Source organism: Neisseria iguanae (genome assembly GCF_003013245.1).
Classification (GTDB): domain Bacteria; phylum Pseudomonadota; class Gammaproteobacteria; order Burkholderiales; family Neisseriaceae; genus Neisseria; species Neisseria iguanae.
Genome location: NZ_PXYY01000057.1, coordinates 1 through 16,941 on the forward strand (window position 1 = coordinate 1; position 16,941 = coordinate 16,941).

The 16,941-nt window shown below is 50.2% G+C and carries 13 protein-coding genes and 1 pseudogene; 10 read left to right on the forward strand and 4 right to left on the reverse strand.

Translation table 11 applies throughout. From position 1 onward, the window contains the following. A pseudogene (locus C7N83_RS08985) lies at nucleotides 1-126 on the reverse strand (tetratricopeptide repeat protein); the annotation flags it as partial. 253 nt (nucleotides 127-379) lie between these two features. On the opposite strand from C7N83_RS08985, the gene aroG reads away from it, so the two are divergent. The 3 genes from aroG to C7N83_RS09000 all read left to right on the forward strand — a co-directional run bounded on the left by aroG (nucleotide 380) and on the right by C7N83_RS09000 (nucleotide 4,615). After that, nucleotides 380-1,423, forward strand: coding sequence for a 3-deoxy-7-phosphoheptulonate synthase AroG (gene aroG, locus C7N83_RS08990; protein ID WP_106742131.1), 1,044 nt, complete (start codon nucleotides 380-382; stop codon nucleotides 1,421-1,423). A 43-nt stretch (nucleotides 1,424-1,466) separates the two neighbouring features. Then, nucleotides 1,467-2,783 (forward strand): tetratricopeptide repeat protein, encoded by a 1,317-nt coding sequence (locus C7N83_RS08995; RefSeq protein WP_106742133.1) that lies wholly within the window; start codon nucleotides 1,467-1,469, stop codon nucleotides 2,781-2,783. 272 nt (nucleotides 2,784-3,055) lie between these two features. Further along, nucleotides 3,056-4,615 carry a TerC family protein gene (locus tag C7N83_RS09000; RefSeq protein WP_106742134.1) on the forward strand — a complete coding sequence of 520 codons (1,560 nt, stop codon included), beginning with the start codon at nucleotides 3,056-3,058 and terminating at the stop codon, nucleotides 4,613-4,615. A gap of 68 nt (nucleotides 4,616-4,683) precedes the next feature. Here the strand turns inward: C7N83_RS09000 and rng are convergent, their stop codons facing one another. Next, nucleotides 4,684-6,177: a ribonuclease G gene (rng, locus tag C7N83_RS09005; RefSeq protein WP_106742136.1), complete on the reverse strand. Its 1,494-nt coding sequence runs from the start codon at nucleotides 6,175-6,177 to the stop codon at nucleotides 4,684-4,686. Nucleotides 6,178-6,596: 419 nt separating this feature from the next. On the opposite strand from rng, the gene grxC reads away from it, so the two are divergent. The 6 genes from grxC (at nucleotide 6,597) to C7N83_RS09040 (ending at nucleotide 13,492) form a co-directional block, all read left to right on the forward strand. After that, entirely contained in the window at nucleotides 6,597-6,854 is a 258-nt protein-coding gene (grxC, locus tag C7N83_RS09010) for a glutaredoxin 3 (RefSeq protein WP_106742138.1), read from the forward strand. 22 nt (nucleotides 6,855-6,876) lie between these two features. Beyond that, the gene (gene secB, locus C7N83_RS09015; protein ID WP_106742140.1) at nucleotides 6,877-7,311 is read left to right on the forward strand and encodes a protein-export chaperone SecB; all 435 of its coding nucleotides are present in this window, start codon (nucleotides 6,877-6,879) and stop codon (nucleotides 7,309-7,311) included. A gap of 249 nt (nucleotides 7,312-7,560) precedes the next feature. Further along, nucleotides 7,561-9,648, forward strand: a complete 2,088-nt coding sequence (locus C7N83_RS09020) for a TonB-dependent receptor (RefSeq protein ID WP_106742141.1) — start codon at nucleotides 7,561-7,563, stop codon at nucleotides 9,646-9,648. Between the two features lie 486 nt (nucleotides 9,649-10,134). After that, a complete protein-coding gene (gene recG / locus C7N83_RS09030; RefSeq protein ID WP_106742145.1) occupies nucleotides 10,135-12,177 on the forward strand; it encodes an ATP-dependent DNA helicase RecG in 2,043 nt (680 codons plus the stop codon). Nucleotides 12,178-12,442: 265 nt separating this feature from the next. Continuing rightward, a complete protein-coding gene (locus tag C7N83_RS09035) occupies nucleotides 12,443-12,979 on the forward strand; it encodes an isochorismatase family protein (protein ID WP_106742146.1) in 537 nt (178 codons plus the stop codon). 12 nt (nucleotides 12,980-12,991) lie between these two features. Next, entirely contained in the window at nucleotides 12,992-13,492 is a 501-nt protein-coding gene (locus C7N83_RS09040) for a GNAT family N-acetyltransferase (RefSeq protein WP_106742148.1), read from the forward strand. A 51-nt stretch (nucleotides 13,493-13,543) separates the two neighbouring features. Here C7N83_RS09040 and C7N83_RS09045 read toward each other — a convergent pair whose 3' ends face one another. Both C7N83_RS09045 and tsaE read right to left on the reverse strand, forming a co-directional pair. After that, nucleotides 13,544-14,776, reverse strand: a complete 1,233-nt coding sequence (locus C7N83_RS09045) for an N-acetylmuramoyl-L-alanine amidase (protein WP_106742150.1) — start codon at nucleotides 14,774-14,776, stop codon at nucleotides 13,544-13,546. Then, nucleotides 14,764-15,234, reverse strand: a complete 471-nt coding sequence (tsaE, locus tag C7N83_RS09050) for a tRNA (adenosine(37)-N6)-threonylcarbamoyltransferase complex ATPase subunit type 1 TsaE (RefSeq protein ID WP_106742151.1) — start codon at nucleotides 15,232-15,234, stop codon at nucleotides 14,764-14,766. Before tsaE ends, C7N83_RS09045 begins: the two co-directional genes overlap by 13 nt. Nucleotides 15,235-15,501: 267 nt before the next feature. On the opposite strand from tsaE, the gene murI reads away from it, so the two are divergent. After that, nucleotides 15,502-16,311 (forward strand): glutamate racemase, encoded by an 810-nt coding sequence (gene murI, locus C7N83_RS09055; RefSeq protein WP_170064873.1) that lies wholly within the window; start codon nucleotides 15,502-15,504, stop codon nucleotides 16,309-16,311. Nucleotides 16,312-16,941 lie beyond the last annotated feature (630 nt).

The following is a 16,941-nucleotide window of genomic DNA, read 5'->3' on the forward strand; positions in this document are numbered from 1 at the left end:
AACCAATTGTGCAAACGCATGGTAGGCATCGCGGTTGGCTTTAGGGTCGCGGTCAGACCAGTCTTGAGAAGCCAGTTTGTTTAAGAAAGACTGGTCTTCATTAAACAATACCAAGCCTTTTAGATATTCAGAGGGCCTTGGGATGAAGCTAAAAGCAAATAATCATCGCCGCGGTAAACCAATATTCCAAAATATTATAAAAATTTTAGAATAAAATTTTAAATAATAATAAATATTAAAAAATAATATAATTAATTAGAGTTAAAGATTAGTATTTTGAAATAAAATTGCGATTAATTTATTTTAATGCTTGTTTAATTCATGTAAAAAAGGTAAGCTATACACATTTAATAAAGAATAGGATAGAAGGTTTAATGCAATGAACCAGCCACGCCAAACAGATGATGTGAGAATCAAAGCAGTAACCGAACTATTACCGCCGATTGCCCATTTATACGAATTGCCGATTAGCGAAAAAGCCGCTGAATTGGTTCATCAAACCCGTCAAGAAATTGCCGATTTAGTACATGGTAAAGACAACCGCTTATTGGTTATTATCGGGCCTTGTTCGATTCACGATACTAAAGCGGCATTGGAATACGCGGAGCGTTTACTGCCGTTACGTAAAAAATATGAACAAGAATTATTGATTGTGATGCGTGTGTATTTTGAAAAACCGCGTACAACTGTCGGCTGGAAAGGCTTGATTAACGATCCATATTTGAATGGTACGTTCGACATCAACTACGGTCTGCGTCAGGCACGCAGTTTGTTGCTGACCTTGAATGATATGGGGATGCCTGCTTCGACCGAGTTTCTTGATATGATTACGCCGCAATATTATGCCGACTTGATTTCATGGGGAGCAATTGGCGCGCGTACTACCGAAAGTCAGGTCCACCGTGAATTATCCAGCGGGTTGTCTTGCCCGGTAGGTTTTAAAAACGGGACTGACGGCAATTTGAAAATTGCCATTGATGCCATTGGTGCGGCAAGTCATCCGCATCACTTTTTATCTGTGACGAAAACCGGTCATTCCGCCATTGTGCATACTGCTGGCAATCCGGATTGTCATGTGATTTTACGTGGCGGTAAAGAGCCAAATTACAGTAACGAACATGTTAAAGCCGCCGCAGAACAATTAACCAACTCAGGTCAGACACCTAAAGTCATGATTGATTTCAGCCATGCCAACAGCCGCAAAGACTATAAACGCCAAATGGAAGTTGCGCAAGATGTTGCGCAACAATTACGTGATGGTGAAAACAGCATCATGGGCGTGATGGTTGAAAGCCATTTGATGGAAGGCCGTCAGGATAAACCGGAAAATTATGGCCAAAGTATTACCGATGCCTGCATTGGTTGGGACAATACCGAAGAATTGTTGGCATTATTGGCAGAAGCTAACCGCACTCGGGTATAATCAATTATCTGAATCTATACGGAATGTTTCAGACGGCCTTTGAATGCGCAAAGGCCGTCTGAAACATTTGCACATTATGAAAAAGAAACTCACGTTCCAACTGCAAAAAATCCAAAAGCAGCTCGACATCATTTCCGTTGCATTCAAAAAAAACATGGCGGCCGGAAACTATGCCCAAGCGGCGGTAGAAGCCATGCGTGCGCATAAACTTATTCCCGCATCCGTAACTCCTTTGAGCGATGCCGCAACAGCCGCCGTCAAAGCAGGTTTGTTTCAAGATGCCATTGTTTACGCCAAAAAGGCCATCCGGCGTGATGCCGAACATATCAATTCCTACGATGCCTTATCCCATGCTTACGGAGGTTTGGAAGACTGGGGCAATGCCGCCGTTTATGGCTTAAAAGCCCTGCAGTTGCGTGATCAAAAAGTAGCCGGACAAGCTGCGCCCAAGTTGCCTTCTGTCACACCCAAAGCAGACGGTAAAAAAATTATCTCGTTTTCATTGTTCGGTAGCAGTTCGGCCTATATCGAACCGGCGGTTTTAAACACTGAATTGGCATCTGAAATCTATCCGGGCTGGATGTGCCGTTTTTACGTTGATGACAGCGTACCGGAATCCGCACGTAAACGCATGGCACAAAACGGTGCCGAGATTGTTCGGGTCAGCAGTGGGCAAGCCCAATGGCCGGGTACATTATGGCGGTTTCTTGCCATTAATGATCCGGACGCATCTTATGTGATTTTCCGCGATGCTGATTCCGTGATTTCACAACGTGAAGCGCAAGCCGTTGCGGAATGGATTGAGAGCGGTAAGCTGTTCCACACTATACGCGATGCCGGTACGCACACCGAATTAATTTTGGCCGGATTATGGGGGGCAGTAGGGCAGGCTGTGCCCGATATGGCGAATAAAATCCAAAATTATTTGCACCAGCCTTTAGAATCGCGACATTTCGCCGACCAATTTTTCCTGCGCGACCATATTTGGGCGTATGTACGCCAAAGCGTATACGGACATGACCGCATTTTCAGTTTTTACGGTGCGCAAAAATTCACCGATACGCAAATGCAGGATTTCAAAGACAACCACATCGGTTGTGACGAAGGCAGCTCACATTTTGAAGCTCCTTATCCTTTACCTGATGGCAGTCCCGTGATTTGGAAGCTTTACAGCAAAGTATCGCCTAGGCTGCAAGCAGACGGCAGCATACAAACCCTGTCGGAAGAACGGTTGATTTGCGTATACGAAACTGCCGTGCAAAACGGTAAAATCAGCGGTTATATCCCACGCCGGTACAGCAAAGGCTTTGCACAAAGGCTGTCGCGTATGGTGGTTGTGCCTGTCGGAACACAAGCATAGGCATAGATCTGAATCAACGGTCAGAGGCCGTCTGAAAAATACCAAAGGTTCAGGATGGTTTGAAAAAATATTTTTAGGTAAAACTTTACCACAGTGGTTTCAAACTGATAAACTATTCAAATCATCATTTTGATAGAGGCATACACATTCCATGAAAGACGCAGAGCAGGATAGTTCGAGATTACGTCCTTCGTGTATGTACCGTATTTGAAGCAGTCGGATGAGTGACACTCGTCGGGCTGCTTTTTCACATTTAAAGGAATAGAAAAATCATGGATTTCAGTTGGTTAGCCGACCCGCATACTTGGATAGGCTTTGCAACGCTTTTAGTGCTCGAAATTGTTTTGGGCATTGACAACCTTGTTTTCGTGGCAATTTTGGCCAATAAAGTCAAACCGTCGTTGCGCGATAAAGCACGGATCACCGGCCTTGGTTTGGCCGTGGGTATCCGCGTTATTATGTTGGGCTTTATGGCGCACATTATGACCCTGACTTCACCTTGGTTCTATTTTAGCGATATGGCGGTTTCGGGCAAAGATTTGATTATGCTGGCCGGTGGTATTTTCCTGCTGTACAAAGCCACTACCGAGCTGCACGAACGCTTGGAGGGGCATAACCAATTTGCCGTCGCCGACAGCCAAAAGAAACACAGTTGTTTCTGGGGTGTAGTGGCGCAAATCCTGATTTTGGATGCCGTATTCTCGATTGACTCGGTGATTACCGCTGTGGCCATGGTGGAGCACATCGTGGTCGCCATGGCGGCAGTGATTGTAGCCATGACCGTGATGATTACCGCCAGCAAACCACTGACCGGATTTGTCGACAAACATCCGACCGTGGTGATGTTGTGTTTAGGCTTCCTGTTGATGATCGGTTTCAGCCTGATTGCAGAAGCCTTCGATTTCCACATTCCTAAAGGCTACCTGTACGCCGCCATCGGTTTCTCAATTCTGATTGAAGTGTTTAACCAAGTTTCGCTGAAAAACAGCCGCAAAAACGACTATATCAGCAGCTCATGGCGCAAACGCACGGCTGAAAATGTATTGGGTATGATGGGCATCCGCGAAACGATTTTGGCCAATAATGGTGCGGAAGCGGAAGATAACGGCCATTTTGAAGAAAACGAAAAATCCATGATTCGCAGTGTATTGACGCTGGCAGAACGTCCGATTCAAGGTGTGATGATTCCGCGCCGCGAAATCGAGCGTTTGGATATTTCACAAAGTAAAGAAGAGCAGCGCGAACAACTGCAAAACACGCCATACAGCCGTTTGCTGGTGGTGGGTAAAGCCGGTGTTGACGAACCTTTGGGCTACATCAACAAAAAAGATTTGCTGGCTCAATTGCTGCAAGGCGGCGGATTAAATATTCAGGCGGCCTTACGTCAGCCGCTGATTTTGCCGGAAACCACCACCGCATTGGATGCGATCGAACTGTTCCGCCAAAGCAGCGCCGATTATGCCTTGGTGGTCGATGAATTCGGCGCGGTGTTGGGCATGGTCACGATGAAGGACTTCCTGGAAACCATTGCCGGCGAGTTCCCCGAAGAATTCGAACGTGAAGAAGAGCCGATGATGCAGGAAAATGCCGATGAAAGTCTGACAGTGGACGGCGCGTTGGAATATGTCGATTTGGCACCGCAATTAGGCTTACCGCCGCAAGGTGAGGAGGTAGATTACCACACCGTTGCCGGCCTGATTATGGAAGAGCTGGAAAACCTGCCGAATGTCGGCGATTGTGCTGATTTCCACGGCTGGCGTTTTGAAGTGATTGAAAAAGAAGGCCAACGCATTGAACGCGTGAAAATCACCAAACTGCCGGAAGAAGAGTAATCGGTTATCAAATGAAGGCTGTCCGAAAACTTTTCAGACAGCCTTTGGGTATTTAGGTATTGAAAATATTAAATTAAAACAATATCATATTGTTCCTGTGTGTAGGCAGTTTCTACTGCCAGCGAAATTGGTTTGCCGATGAAATCAATCAGCATCGCCAGTGATTGCGACTCTTCATCGAGGAACAAATCAATCACATTCGGCGCGGCAAGAATGCGGAATTCTTTAGCATCGAAACGGCGGGCTTCGCGCACGATTTCACGCTGGATTTCGTAACACACAGTTTGCGGTGTTTTCAGACGGCCACGGCCTTGGCAGGCAGGGCAGGGTTCGCACAAGATTTGGTTGAGGTTTTCGCGCGAGCGTTTGCGCGTGAGTTCGACCAAACCTAAACTGGTAAAGCCGTTGAGCGTTACGCGGGTGCGGTCGAAGCTTAAGGCTTTGGCCAGTTCCTGCAATACGGCATCGCGGTGGGCGGCCAGCGCCATATCGATGAAATCAATGATGATGATGCCGCCCAAATTGCGCAGACGTAACTCGCGGGCGATTGTGTGGCAGGCTTCGAGATTGGTGCGGAAAATGGTTTCGTCAAAATTGCGCGCACCGACAAAGCCGCCGGTGTTAACATCGATCGTGGTCATCGCTTCTGTGGATTCGATAATCAGATAGCTGCCGAAATTCAGGTTCACGCGCGGTTGCAGCGAGCGGCTGATTTCCTGTTCGATGTTGTGGGTTTCAAACAGCGGGCGGTCGCCTTTGAACAATTCTAATTTGTCCACCGCGCCTTGCACATACAATTGCGCAAACTCATTCATGCGGTGGAAATTTTCGGTGGAATCGACCAGAATTTTTTGCGTATCCAGGCTGAACATATCGCGCAACACGCGCAAATTTAGCGATAAATCCTGATAGAGCAAGGTTTCGGGCGGCTGCGTTTTCGATTGGTGCTGAATGTGTTCCCACACTTTGGTCAGGTAATGAATATCGGCCTGCAATTGCTCGTCGGTGGCGTTTTCTGCATTGGTGCGGATGATGTAGCCGTGACATGCGCTTTCGTGGAGCAGGTTGAGCAGGCGTTCGCGCAAGATGCTGCGCTCGGTGTCGTCTTCAATGCGTTGCGAAATGCCGATGTGTTCTTCCTGCGGCAGATGGACCAGAAAACGGCCGGCCAGCGAAATTTGGGTAGAAAGGCGCGCGCCTTTGGTGTTAATCGGGTCTTTGATGACCTGCACCAAAATGGTTTGTCCTTCAAACAGCATATGCTCGATGCGCTGTGTTTCTTCCGGATTACGGCGCTGTTCCAGCACATCGACAATGTGCAAAAAAGCCGCGCGTTCCAAACCAATGTCGATAAATGCGCTCTGCATGCCCGGCAATACGCGGCGCACCACGCCCAAATAAATGTTACCGACCAAGCTGTGGCCGGTGTTGCGCTCGATGTGCAGCTCGCAAATGTTGTTTTCTTCCAAAACCGCCACACGCGTTTCCTGCGGCGTGATGTTGACCAAAACGGTTTCGGGTGGACGAATAGTGTCCTTCGGAATCGGAATGCCTGCTAACATATTGAATTTCCAATAATATAAAAAATACTTTTGCAATCTGCCCGCGTGGGACAAACAGATTGCAAAAGTAGCTTTGTCATGCCTTGGTAATGATACTTCAAAAGCTGTCGGCCTGCCATTACTATGAGATAGGCCGACAACTTTGTATACGCCTCATCTTTGGGCGCCTTTTCTCCACAATGCATTTCCCGAGCGCTTAGCCTTGCAGTGGTATGTTTGCACCTTATGCTTTTGCGGAGCTTCGAACAGAACGAAAATCCGGGGATGTGCAAAGATTGCCGTGCCGTCTGAACCCTTTCATACCAAATATGGCCCCTTGTAAGCGCGACTGCTTATCCGAATCCACAATCCATTTGCAGCCACTTGTAAAATGCACCTTATGCCCATATAGTATCCAAAAGTATAGGAGAAAGAGCCGCATGCAACCTGTAACCATGTACACTGGCGCGTTTTGCCTGTATTGCACCATGGCAAAAAAGCTTTTGGCGGCTGTGGGCGTAACTGAAATTAAAGAAATCCGCGTTGATCAAAATCCGGCGGATTTTGCCGAAATGCAACAATTGAGCGGACGGCGCAGTGTTCCGCAAATCTTTATCGGCGACACCTGTGTTGGCGGTTTTACCGATTTATACCGCCTGCAACGGCAAGGCGGATTAATCGAATTACTCAACTCATAACCCTAAACAGATAGGAAACAAAATGGCAGAAGAATTGCAACCCGTATTCAGCATTGAGCGTTTGTACGTTAAAGATTTGTCTTTAGAAGTGCCTAACGCGCCACAAATTTTCTTGGAACAAGGCGACCCTGAAGTCGATATGCGTGTGTCAACCGCAAGCCAAAAATTGGAAGACGGCATCTATGCTGTGGATGTGACCGTGACCGTGACGGCCAAACTGAACGAAGACCGAACCATGTTCCTGAACGAAGTGACCCAAAGCGGCATTTTCCGTTTGGAAAATATTCCGGAAGAAGACGTACAATTGCTGCTGGGCGTGGCTTGTCCGAACATCTTGTTCCCATACGCACGCGAAGCGATTTCTTCAACCGTGACCCGCGCCGGCTTTCCACCGGTACTGCTGGCACCAATCAACTTTGAATCCATGTACCAACAACAGCAAGAAGGCAACGCTTAATCTAAGCCTTAGGTGCTTGATAAAAAGGCCGTCTGAATTTCAGACGGCCTTTTTATCTGCTTAAAAATAAATAATAATAATTTCTATTTACTAAAAATACATGAAAATCTATAATAGCGAAATTTTCAAGTCATGCTCGTAGGGTCGGTTTTAAGAAAGAATATTGCCCAAACGTAAAAAAAAACAATGGAAATCCGATTATTCGCTTGTCTTTAATGATTTGACCAATTTGCTCAAACGGAGATTTTCATGCGCCCATGCCGTCTATTCCTGCTGCTTGCCTACTCATTCAGCACCGGTGTTTATGCCGATATACCCGAAGAAACCTACAGCGCCGTTTTGCCTACCGTGGAAGTGGAAGGCCAATCGGAGCAAAATATTCTCAAAGGCTACATTGATTACGAAGAAGCTTCGGCCAGCCGCAACCGCCAGCCTGCCAAAGACATTCCGCAAACCATTGATATTTTGAATATCCAAAAAAACAAAAACTACGGCACCAATGATTTGAGTTCGATTCTCGAAGGCAATGCCGGGATTGATGCTGCCTATGATATGCGCGGCGAAAGTTTGTTTTTACGTGGTTTTCAGGCCGATGCCAATGATATTTACCGCGACGGCGTACGCGAAAGCGGCCAAGTGCGCCGCAGTACGGCCAACATCGAGCGCGTGGAAATCTTAAAAGGCCCGTCTTCCGTGTTATACGGACGCACCAACGGCGGCGGTGTCATCAATATGGTCAGTAAATATGCCAACTTTAAAACCAACCGCACCATCGGTGCCTCTTACGGCTCCTATGCCGCCCGCAGTCTGAATCTCGATCTCAACCAAGCGTTCAACGACAATGTGGCCATCCGCTTGAGCAGCGAAGTCGGTAAAGCAAATTCATTCCGCTCCGGCATCGGCACCAAAAACGCAATGATTTCGCCGAGCATTACCATCAAAACCGACAACGGCCTAAAATGGACGGGACAATATACTTACGACAATGTAGAACGTACACCCGACCGCAGCCCGTCACGTTTCGAGTATGAAAAAATGGGCATCTCACGCGATCAGGGGTTTGCCCACCCGAATGATTTTGTCAAAGACAAGCTGCAAGTGTGGCGTTCCAACTTGGAATACAGTTTCAATCCCGATTGGCATCTGCAGTGGCAGTTGGCACACCGCCGGGCTTCGCAGAATTTCGACCATTATTACGACGGCCGCTACAATATCAGCACCGGCCTGTTGAGCCGCAATTACGCATGGCAGCAAACCGATAATAAAACCCTTTCCAGCAATCTCACGCTCAACGGCCATTTCCAAACCAGCCGCTTCGACAACCATTTAACCATCGGCTTCGATGCCGCGCACGAAGAGCGCGAACCCAAATTGGCATTCCGCAGTAACATGGTTTCCATCAATCCGCACGACCACAGCACTTGGCCTGCTTCCGGCCGCCTGCTGCCGATAGCCACGCATAACCGCCACAAAGCCGATTCATCCGGCCTGTTTGTGCAAAATATTTTCTCCGTCACGCCTGACATAAAACTGGTCGCCGGCGGCCGCTACGACCAATACCGCTTTGCATCCACCAACATCAGCAATCAAACCCGAAAGTACCAAGGCCGAAGCTTCAGCCCGAATTTCGGCGCAGTATGGCATTTCACGTCCGAACACACGCTTTACGCCGCCTATAATAAGGGTTTCACACCCTACGGCGGTAACGGCTATCTAAGTATCGGCACCGGTGCCGAAGATGTGTTCAACACCTCGCCGGAATTCAGCCGCCAATACGAAGCCGGCATCAAAAGCGCATGGTTTGACAACCGTTTAAGTACCACGCTGGCTGCCTACCAAATCGAACGTTACAATATCCGCTACCGCCCTGATCCGCAAAATAATCCCTATACATGGGCCGTCAGCGGCAAACACCGTTCACGCGGTTTGGAATGGAGCGTACTCGGGAAAATTGCGCCCAAATGGTATGTACGCGGCTCATTGGGTGTCATGCAGGCCAAAGTTGTGGAAGATGCCCAAAGCCCCGAACGTGTCGGCCGCCACCTGAACAACAGCAGCAATATCACCGGCAATCTGTTTGTACGCTACACGCCGACACCACGGTTTTACGGCGAACTGGGCATTACCGGTACCGGCAAACGCTACAACACCAACCGCAGCGGCAAAGCGGAAAATATTCCGGGCTTTGCACGGGTAGACGCGCTGGCAGGCTGGAATCACAAAAATCTCAATTTTACGCTGGCCGCCAACAATCTGCTCAACCAGAAATACTGGCGCAGCAACAATATGCCAGGCGCACCGCGCGGCCTTACCGCACGTGTGAATTACAGTTTTTAAGCCGCATTATCAGGCAGAGGCCGTCTGAAATTCAGACGGCCTTTTTATTGGAACGCCGGTCTATAGCTGTTTTACTAAATAACGGGCACAGAAATATCCGAAATCCGTCATTCCCGCGTAGACGGGAATCCGGAACGTGGGTTTTCAGTAATTTTTTACAGTTCCTGTACCGGCAGAACCGGATTCCCGCCTGCGCGGGAATGGCGGATTTCGGGTTTCGGACGGCATGGGAAAAATTTGTACTCATTTTTAAGTTAACGGGCTATAAACGTATTTAGGCCTGAAATGCAAGTGAGATGGGCCGGTTCGGTTTAACCCCAATGTTTCCCGACACCGATATTGATCGGTCCCCAAGTAATCCGCGTGTGCCGTATCAAAAACAGCCTATTGAGGCCGTCTGAAAATATTCCCATACTTTCAGACGGCCCGTTTTCAGCTAAAATACCGCAATACTGCAAAGCCCGATTGTTTCGAATATTTACCGCCATGATGACACCCGAAACCCAAAAACAGCTCAACATTACCGACACCAGCGCGAAAAAGCTGGACAAACTCCATTTAAATACCACGTGGGATATAGTTTTGCATCTGCCTTTGCGCTATGAAGACGAAACCCATATCATGCCGATTGCCGATGCGCCGGTGGGGGTGCCGTGTCAGGTGGAAGGGGAGGTGGTTCATCAGGAAATCACCTTCAAACCGCGCAAACAGTTGGTGGTGCAGATTGCCGACGATTCCGGCAGCGTGCTGCATTTGCGTTTTATCCATTTTTATGCCAGCCATCAAAAACAGATGGCGGCGGGCAAACGCATTCGGGCAGTGGGTGAAATCAAGCGCGGGTTTTACGGCGATGAAATGATACACCCGAAAATCCGCGATGCCGAAAGCAGCGGTTTGGCCGAAAGTCTCACGCCGGTTTACCCGACCGTAAACGGATTAAACCAGCCGACCCTGCGCCGCATTGTTCAGACGGCCTTAGGCAGCATTTCCCTTCATGACACCTTGCCTGATGATTTATTAGGCCGTCTGAAACTGCCGCACTTGGCCGAAAGCCTGCGCCTGCTGCATTCGCCGCCGCCGAGTTTCACCATACACCAGCTTTCAGACGGCACCCTGCCCGCCTGGCAGCGGCTGAAATTTGACGAATTGTTGGCGCAGCAATTGTCTATGCGTTTGGCGCGGCAAAAGCGCGTCAGTGGCGCGGCGGCATCTTTAAACGGCGACGGCAGCTTGGTGCAAAAGCTGCTTGATTCCCTGCCGTTTGCCTTAACCCAAGCCCAACAGCGCGTGGTGGGTGAAATCAAGCAAGACTTAACGCAAACCTATCCCATGCATCGCTTGCTGCAAGGCGATGTCGGCAGCGGTAAAACCATTGTCGCCGCACTTTCCGCGCTCACCGCCATCGAAGCCGGCGCACAAGTGGCGGTGATGGCGCCGACCGAAATTTTGGCCGAACAACACTTCATCAAGTTCAAACAATGGTTTGAACCGCTGGGTTTGACTGTGGCGTGGCTTTCCGGCAGCCAACGCAAAAAAGAAAAAGACAGCAACAAAGCTGCCATTTCAGACGGCCTTGCCCAAATCGCTGTCGGCACGCACGCGCTGTTTCAAGACGGTGTCGAATTTCAAAATCTCGGCTTGGTGATTGTCGATGAGCAACACCGCTTCGGCGTGGCGCAGCGTTTGGCCTTGAAAAACAAAGGTAACGATGTGCACCAGCTGATGATGTCGGCCACGCCGATTCCGCGCACGCTGGCGATGAGTTTTTTCGCCGATTTGGACGTGTCAGTTATCGATGAATTGCCGCCCAACCGCACCCCGGTTAAAACGCGGCTGGCCAACAGCGTGCGCCGAGCCGAAGTCGAAGGGCTGGTGTTGGGCACCTGCCAAAAAGGACAACAGGCTTATTGGGTGTGTCCGTTGATTGAAGAGAGTGAAACGCTGCAACTGCAAACCGCTGTCGATACCCTTGCCGGGCTTCAGGCAGCCTTACCCGAACTCAACATCGGCTTGGTACACGGCCGTATGAAACCTGCCGAAAAAGCCGGAGTGATGGCCGAATTTATCGCAGGCCATCTGAACGTGTTGGTGGCCACCACCGTGATTGAAGTCGGTGTCGATGTGCCCAACGCCAGCCTGATGGTCATCGAACACGCCGAACGCATGGGTTTGGCGCAGCTGCACCAGCTGCGCGGCCGTGTCGGACGCGGCGGCGCCGCCAGCGCATGTGTGCTGCTGTTTGCCGAACCTTTGAGTGAACCGGCCAAAGCCCGTCTGAAAGTGATTTACGAACACACCGACGGCTTTGAGATTGCCCGCCAAGACCTCAATATCCGCGGCCCCGGCGAATTTTTAGGCGCACGGCAAAGCGGCGTGCCGATGCTGCGTTTTGCCAATTTGGAAGAAGATTTGCACCTGTTGGAAAAAGCACGGGAAATCGCGCCGCAACTGATTGCCGAATGGCCGGATATTGTGCAGTCGCATTTGGATCGATGGTTGGGCAGTCGGGAAGGGTATTTGGGGGTGTGATGTAATAAATGCATCAAAATGCTTGGCCTGTGTGATCCGGCTAATCACGATGCAATGGACAAATAGCGCTGTTGGCAGTACGCATTCTGAACGGCATACAGGAATGCCGGATCCGGGGGCTTGTTATGTTTTCATTTGAATGGATGGTGCTTTTTTTATCAAAAAAGGCAGATTCATTACATTTGTCTTGAGATTTTTATGATGCGAAGCGTGTGGCTGGTGTAGAATAAATTCCCTGTCTATGCCGTCTGAAAAGGAGAAAATCATGAAACCGGAAAATACGTTATGTATCGTGGTCGATATTCAGGAGCGGTTGCTGCCCGTTTTGCATGATGCGGAGGAGATGGTCGGACGCAGCCGTGTGGTGATTCAGGGCTTGCAGGAGTTGGATGTGCCGCTCGTGGCGACGGAGCAGTATCCGAAGGGCTTGGGCAAAACCGTGCCGGCGGTGCAGCTTTTGTTGGGCGATGATACGGCTGTATTTGAAAAAACACGTTTTTCGGCAGTGATTACCGAAGTGGAAGCCGTTTTGGCCGATAAGAAAATTGAAAACGTGATTTTGCTCGGTGCCGAAACGCATGTGTGTATGCTGCAAACAGTGTTGGATTTACGTGCGAAAGGCTTGGGTGTGTATGTGCCGTTTGATTGCACCACTTCGCGCAACCTGGCCAACAAAGATAATGCTTTGCAGCAAATGCGCGATGCTGGTGCGGTTGTAAGCAACAGTGAAAGCGTGTTGTTCCAATTATTGGGTGATGCGAAACATCCGGCGTTTAAAACCGTATCGAAACTGATTCAGTAAAGGCCGTCTGAAATGCAATATGTGGTTGCCGAAGCGGTGCAGGACGATTTGCCTGCCATTGTCGCCATTTACAACAGCACGATCGGGTCGCGCCAGTCGACGGCGGATTTGCAGCCGGTCACGGTAGCGGAGCGGCAGGCGTGGTTTGAGACACATGGCGGCAAACGGCCTTTGCTGGTGTTGCGTGATGCGCGCAATGAGATCGCGGCGTGGGGCAGCTTCAGTGATTATTATCCGCGCCAAGCCTATCACATCAGCGCGGAAATCAGCGTGTATGTGCGTCAGGATGTGCGCGGTGCCGGTGTGGGCAAAGTGTTGTTGCGCCATATGCTGGAGCGGGCGCCGTCATTGGGGATCTGCAATGTGTTGGCGGTGGTTTTCGGACACAACCATGCCAGTATCCGCCTATTCCGCTCGTTTGGTTTCGAAGAATGGGGGCGTTTGCCGCAGGTGTGCGATTTGGAAACGCGCTTGGCGGATATTGTGATTTTGGGTAAGAAGATTTTGGATTGACGAATGGTGCAAAGGCCGTCTGAACGTTTTCAGACGGCCTTTGCTTTTGCTTTAACGGCGTAAGACGGCGGAATTGATGTATTTTTGCACGCCGTTGGCAATCGCTTGGGCGCAGCGGATGCGGAAGGATGAATCGCCCAACAGCTTTTCTTCAACCGGGTTGGAAAGAAAGGCAGTCTCCACCAAAATCGACGGAATGTCGGGGGCGCGTAAGACGGCAAAGTTGGCTTCGTCTACGCGGCCTTTATGCAGGTGGTTGAGCTTACCCAGTTCGTTCAACACCGATTGGCCGAGTTTGCGGCTGTCACGCATGGTGGCGGTTTGCGCCATGTCGAGAATGGTATTGTCCACAACGCGGTTGCCGCTGGCGCGCACACCGCCGATGGCATCGGCGTTGTTTTGCGTTTGCGCCAAGAATTTGGCCGCCGCGCTGCTGGCACCGCGCGGATTCAGGATATACACGCCGGTGCCGCGGGCGGTCGGATTGGTAAATGAGTCGGCGTGTATCGACACGAAAATATCGGCTTTGCGCGCGCGCGCTTTGGCGACACGGACGCTTAATGGGATGAACACGTCTTCGTTGCGCGTCATGTAAACGGTATAGCCCAAGGTTTCCAGCCGTTTTTTGGCTTCACGCGAGATGGAGAGTACGATATTTTTCTCTTGCAAACCGCCTTTACTGATGGCGCCGGGATCTTCGCCGCCGTGGCCGGGATCGATGACGATAACCGGACGGCGGTCTTTACTGCCGGATGGCGGCGGGTTTCGGGTCGTGCGCGACGGTTGCAATGCACCCGAAGTCGGGTTGCCGTTGAGCAAGGCCATCATCGGGTCGTTGACATCCACCCCGTGCGGATAAAGATCCATCACCAAGCGGTGTTTGAAACCGCCGACCGGAGTCAGCGCGAATACCTGCGGATGGACGCTTTGTTTCAAATCAATCACGATACGCACGGTCGTCGGCGTGTTTTGCCCCACGCGGATGCTGCGTATAAACGGGTCGTCGGCCAAGACTTTTTTGGAAATGCTTTGCAAAACGGTATTGATGTTGGCATTTTGAATATCGACAACCAGCCGGTTGGGGTGGTCGAGCAGAAAATGCTGGAACCGCAATACCGAAGATGCTTCAAGCGTGACGCGTGTGTAGGAGTGTGCCGGCCAAATCCGGGCGGCCACAAAGTGGGCGGCCTTGCCGGATTTGCCCTGTGCGGCGGAAATCGGCGTCAGTGTAAAAAACAAACCCGCCGCTTGGCGGACCATTTGTCGTCGTGTCAGTTTAACCATGCTTCCAAACTTTTTCGGCCTTGGGCTGTGTGGGCAGTGACCGTAAAGGTTCTGCCGTGTCCTGCGTGATCCAATGAAAGGGTGATGTCTGCAGCAGGCGTGAAGCTGCCGCCTTGCTGCGGCCATTCGATGAGGCAGACGCTTTGGCCGTCGAATAAATCGTCCAGACCCGCGTCTTCCCATTCTTCAGGCGTGCTGAAGCGGTAGAGGTCGAAATGGTGCAGCGTAAAAACGGCGAGCGGGTAAGATTCGACGATGGCATAAGTCGGGCTTTTCACCGCGCCCTGATGCCCCAGACCGTGTAACAAACCGCGTGTAAACGTGGTTTTCCCTGTGCCCAAACTGCCTTGCAGATAAACCACCAATGGTGCATTCAGCGATTTTGCCCAGCTTGCGCCCAGTGCCAAAGTCGCTGCTTCGTCGGCTAAAAAACGGCTAATGCCGGCACCATCAGTCATGAAATCGGCCTTGTGATTGTGATTAAAGTTTAAATTATGATGGAATCTCGCTCATTTGCAAACCTTATGAATGATAAATTTAGATAAAGTTGGCATAAAACCCGGCTTTGAAAGCGATGAATTGCCCACCTGCCTCTGTTTATTGTTTCAGACGGCCTGCGCGCATGCTTGGCGCGGGCATGGGGGTTATCAGTACAAGCGGTTGTTAAAATGTCGTCTGAAAGCGTGTACAATGACCACCATATCGACTCTTATCCCATACCAATCATGAGTATCAGCAAACAACGCCCCATCGGCGTATTTGATTCCGGCGTCGGCGGCCTGACCAATGTCCGTGCGTTGATGGAGCGGCTGCCGATGGAAAACATCATCTATTTCGGCGACACCGCCCGTGTGCCTTACGGTACCAAATCCAGAGCCACCATCGAAACCTTTTCCCTACAAATCGTTGACTTCTTGTTGGAACACGATGTCAAAGCCTTGGTCATTGCCTGTAACACCATTGCTGCGACCGCCGGCACGAAAATCCGCCAAAAAGCCGGCAATATGTCCGTGTTGGACGTCATTTCCGCCGGTGCGGAAGCTGCGTTGGCCACCACGCGCAACAATAAAATCGGCATCATTGCCACCAATACCACGGTCAACAGCAACGCCTACGCCCGCGCCATTCACGCGCAAAATGCTGATACTTTGGTGCGTACGCAGGCATCGCCCCTGCTGGTGTCGCTGGTGGAAGAAGGCTGGCTTGACCATGAAGTCACCCGCCTGACCGTGCGCGAGTATTTGAAGCCTTTGCTGGTGGACGACATCGACACGCTGGTGTTGGGTTGCACGCATTTCCCGCTGCTCAAACCGCTTATCCGCCAAGAAGCGCCGAATGTGACCTTGGTCGATTCCGCCATCACCACGGCCGAAGTCACCGCCCAAGCCTTGGCTGAAACGGGTTTGCTCAATACCGACAATCCTGCGCCGGATTACCGCTTTTACGTCAGCGACATTCCGCTGCGTTTCCGTACCATCGGCGAGCGTTTCTTAGGCCGCAGCATGGAGCAGATTGAAATGGTGGGCTTGGGTTAAACGCAATAGAATACAGGCAGGCCGTCTGAATCGGGAAAAATTCTTTTCAGACGGCCTGTTTGCATATACATTCAGACAAAAAACATATGTCTCGGAATGTCGAAATTGCCATCGTAAAATCGTAAAGTTGTCAGACAAGGCAGATAGTGTTGCCTGAACACAGATATGGCGGAAACGGTATGCACGCAAGACGATTATTGTTGCCGATACCGGATTTGGCGTCTGCAGTTTCCGTGAACACTGCTTCCTTGGAAAAAAACACAGGCATTCTGGCTTAACGGTGTCATCCCGGTTGAAGCAGTGTAATATGAAATCGCCGCCAAATCGCCTAAAAAAACGCGCTCAATCAGCAGGTTGCCGACAAAATCGAAAAAGCCGGCCGCAATCTTGAAGTCTGTAAAATAATAATGTGCAAGCAGCGTCAAAAATGCAGGTAAGAAAGAAAAGCTGCAGGGGAAAAACAAGCGGCATAGTTGGAAATATTGCCGGATACAGATTAAGAAGCCCGCAGATTCGCATAGCAAGTACAACTTTTGATAACAGAAAAAGGTCAGTATGCGGCAGCATACTGCCTTTCCCGACAAGAAAGATTGCATATCAGCCGCACACAACCGACCTTAGAGCAAAAAT

Bases quoted from the DNA above. Each gene is read 5' to 3' on its own strand.
- aroG (WP_106742131.1), top strand. From the start codon at position 380: ATGAACCAGCCACGCCAAACAGATGATGTGAGAATCAAAGCAGTAACC.
- C7N83_RS08995 (WP_106742133.1), top strand. From the start codon at position 1,467: ATGCGCAAAGGCCGTCTGAAACATTTGCACATTATGAAAAAGAAACTC.
- C7N83_RS09000 (WP_106742134.1), top strand. From the start codon at position 3,056: ATGGATTTCAGTTGGTTAGCCGACCCGCATACTTGGATAGGCTTTGCA.
- rng (WP_106742136.1), bottom strand. From the start codon at position 6,177: ATGTTAGCAGGCATTCCGATTCCGAAGGACACTATTCGTCCACCCGAA.
- grxC (WP_106742138.1), top strand. From the start codon at position 6,597: ATGCAACCTGTAACCATGTACACTGGCGCGTTTTGCCTGTATTGCACC.
- secB (WP_106742140.1), top strand. From the start codon at position 6,877: ATGGCAGAAGAATTGCAACCCGTATTCAGCATTGAGCGTTTGTACGTT.
- C7N83_RS09020 (WP_106742141.1), top strand. From the start codon at position 7,561: ATGCGCCCATGCCGTCTATTCCTGCTGCTTGCCTACTCATTCAGCACC.
- recG (WP_106742145.1), top strand. From the start codon at position 10,135: ATGATGACACCCGAAACCCAAAAACAGCTCAACATTACCGACACCAGC.
- C7N83_RS09035 (WP_106742146.1), top strand. From the start codon at position 12,443: ATGAAACCGGAAAATACGTTATGTATCGTGGTCGATATTCAGGAGCGG.
- C7N83_RS09040 (WP_106742148.1), top strand. From the start codon at position 12,992: ATGCAATATGTGGTTGCCGAAGCGGTGCAGGACGATTTGCCTGCCATT.
- C7N83_RS09045 (WP_106742150.1), bottom strand. From the start codon at position 14,776: ATGGTTAAACTGACACGACGACAAATGGTCCGCCAAGCGGCGGGTTTG.
- tsaE (WP_106742151.1), bottom strand. From the start codon at position 15,234: ATGACTGATGGTGCCGGCATTAGCCGTTTTTTAGCCGACGAAGCAGCG.
- murI (WP_170064873.1), top strand. From the start codon at position 15,502: ATGAGTATCAGCAAACAACGCCCCATCGGCGTATTTGATTCCGGCGTC.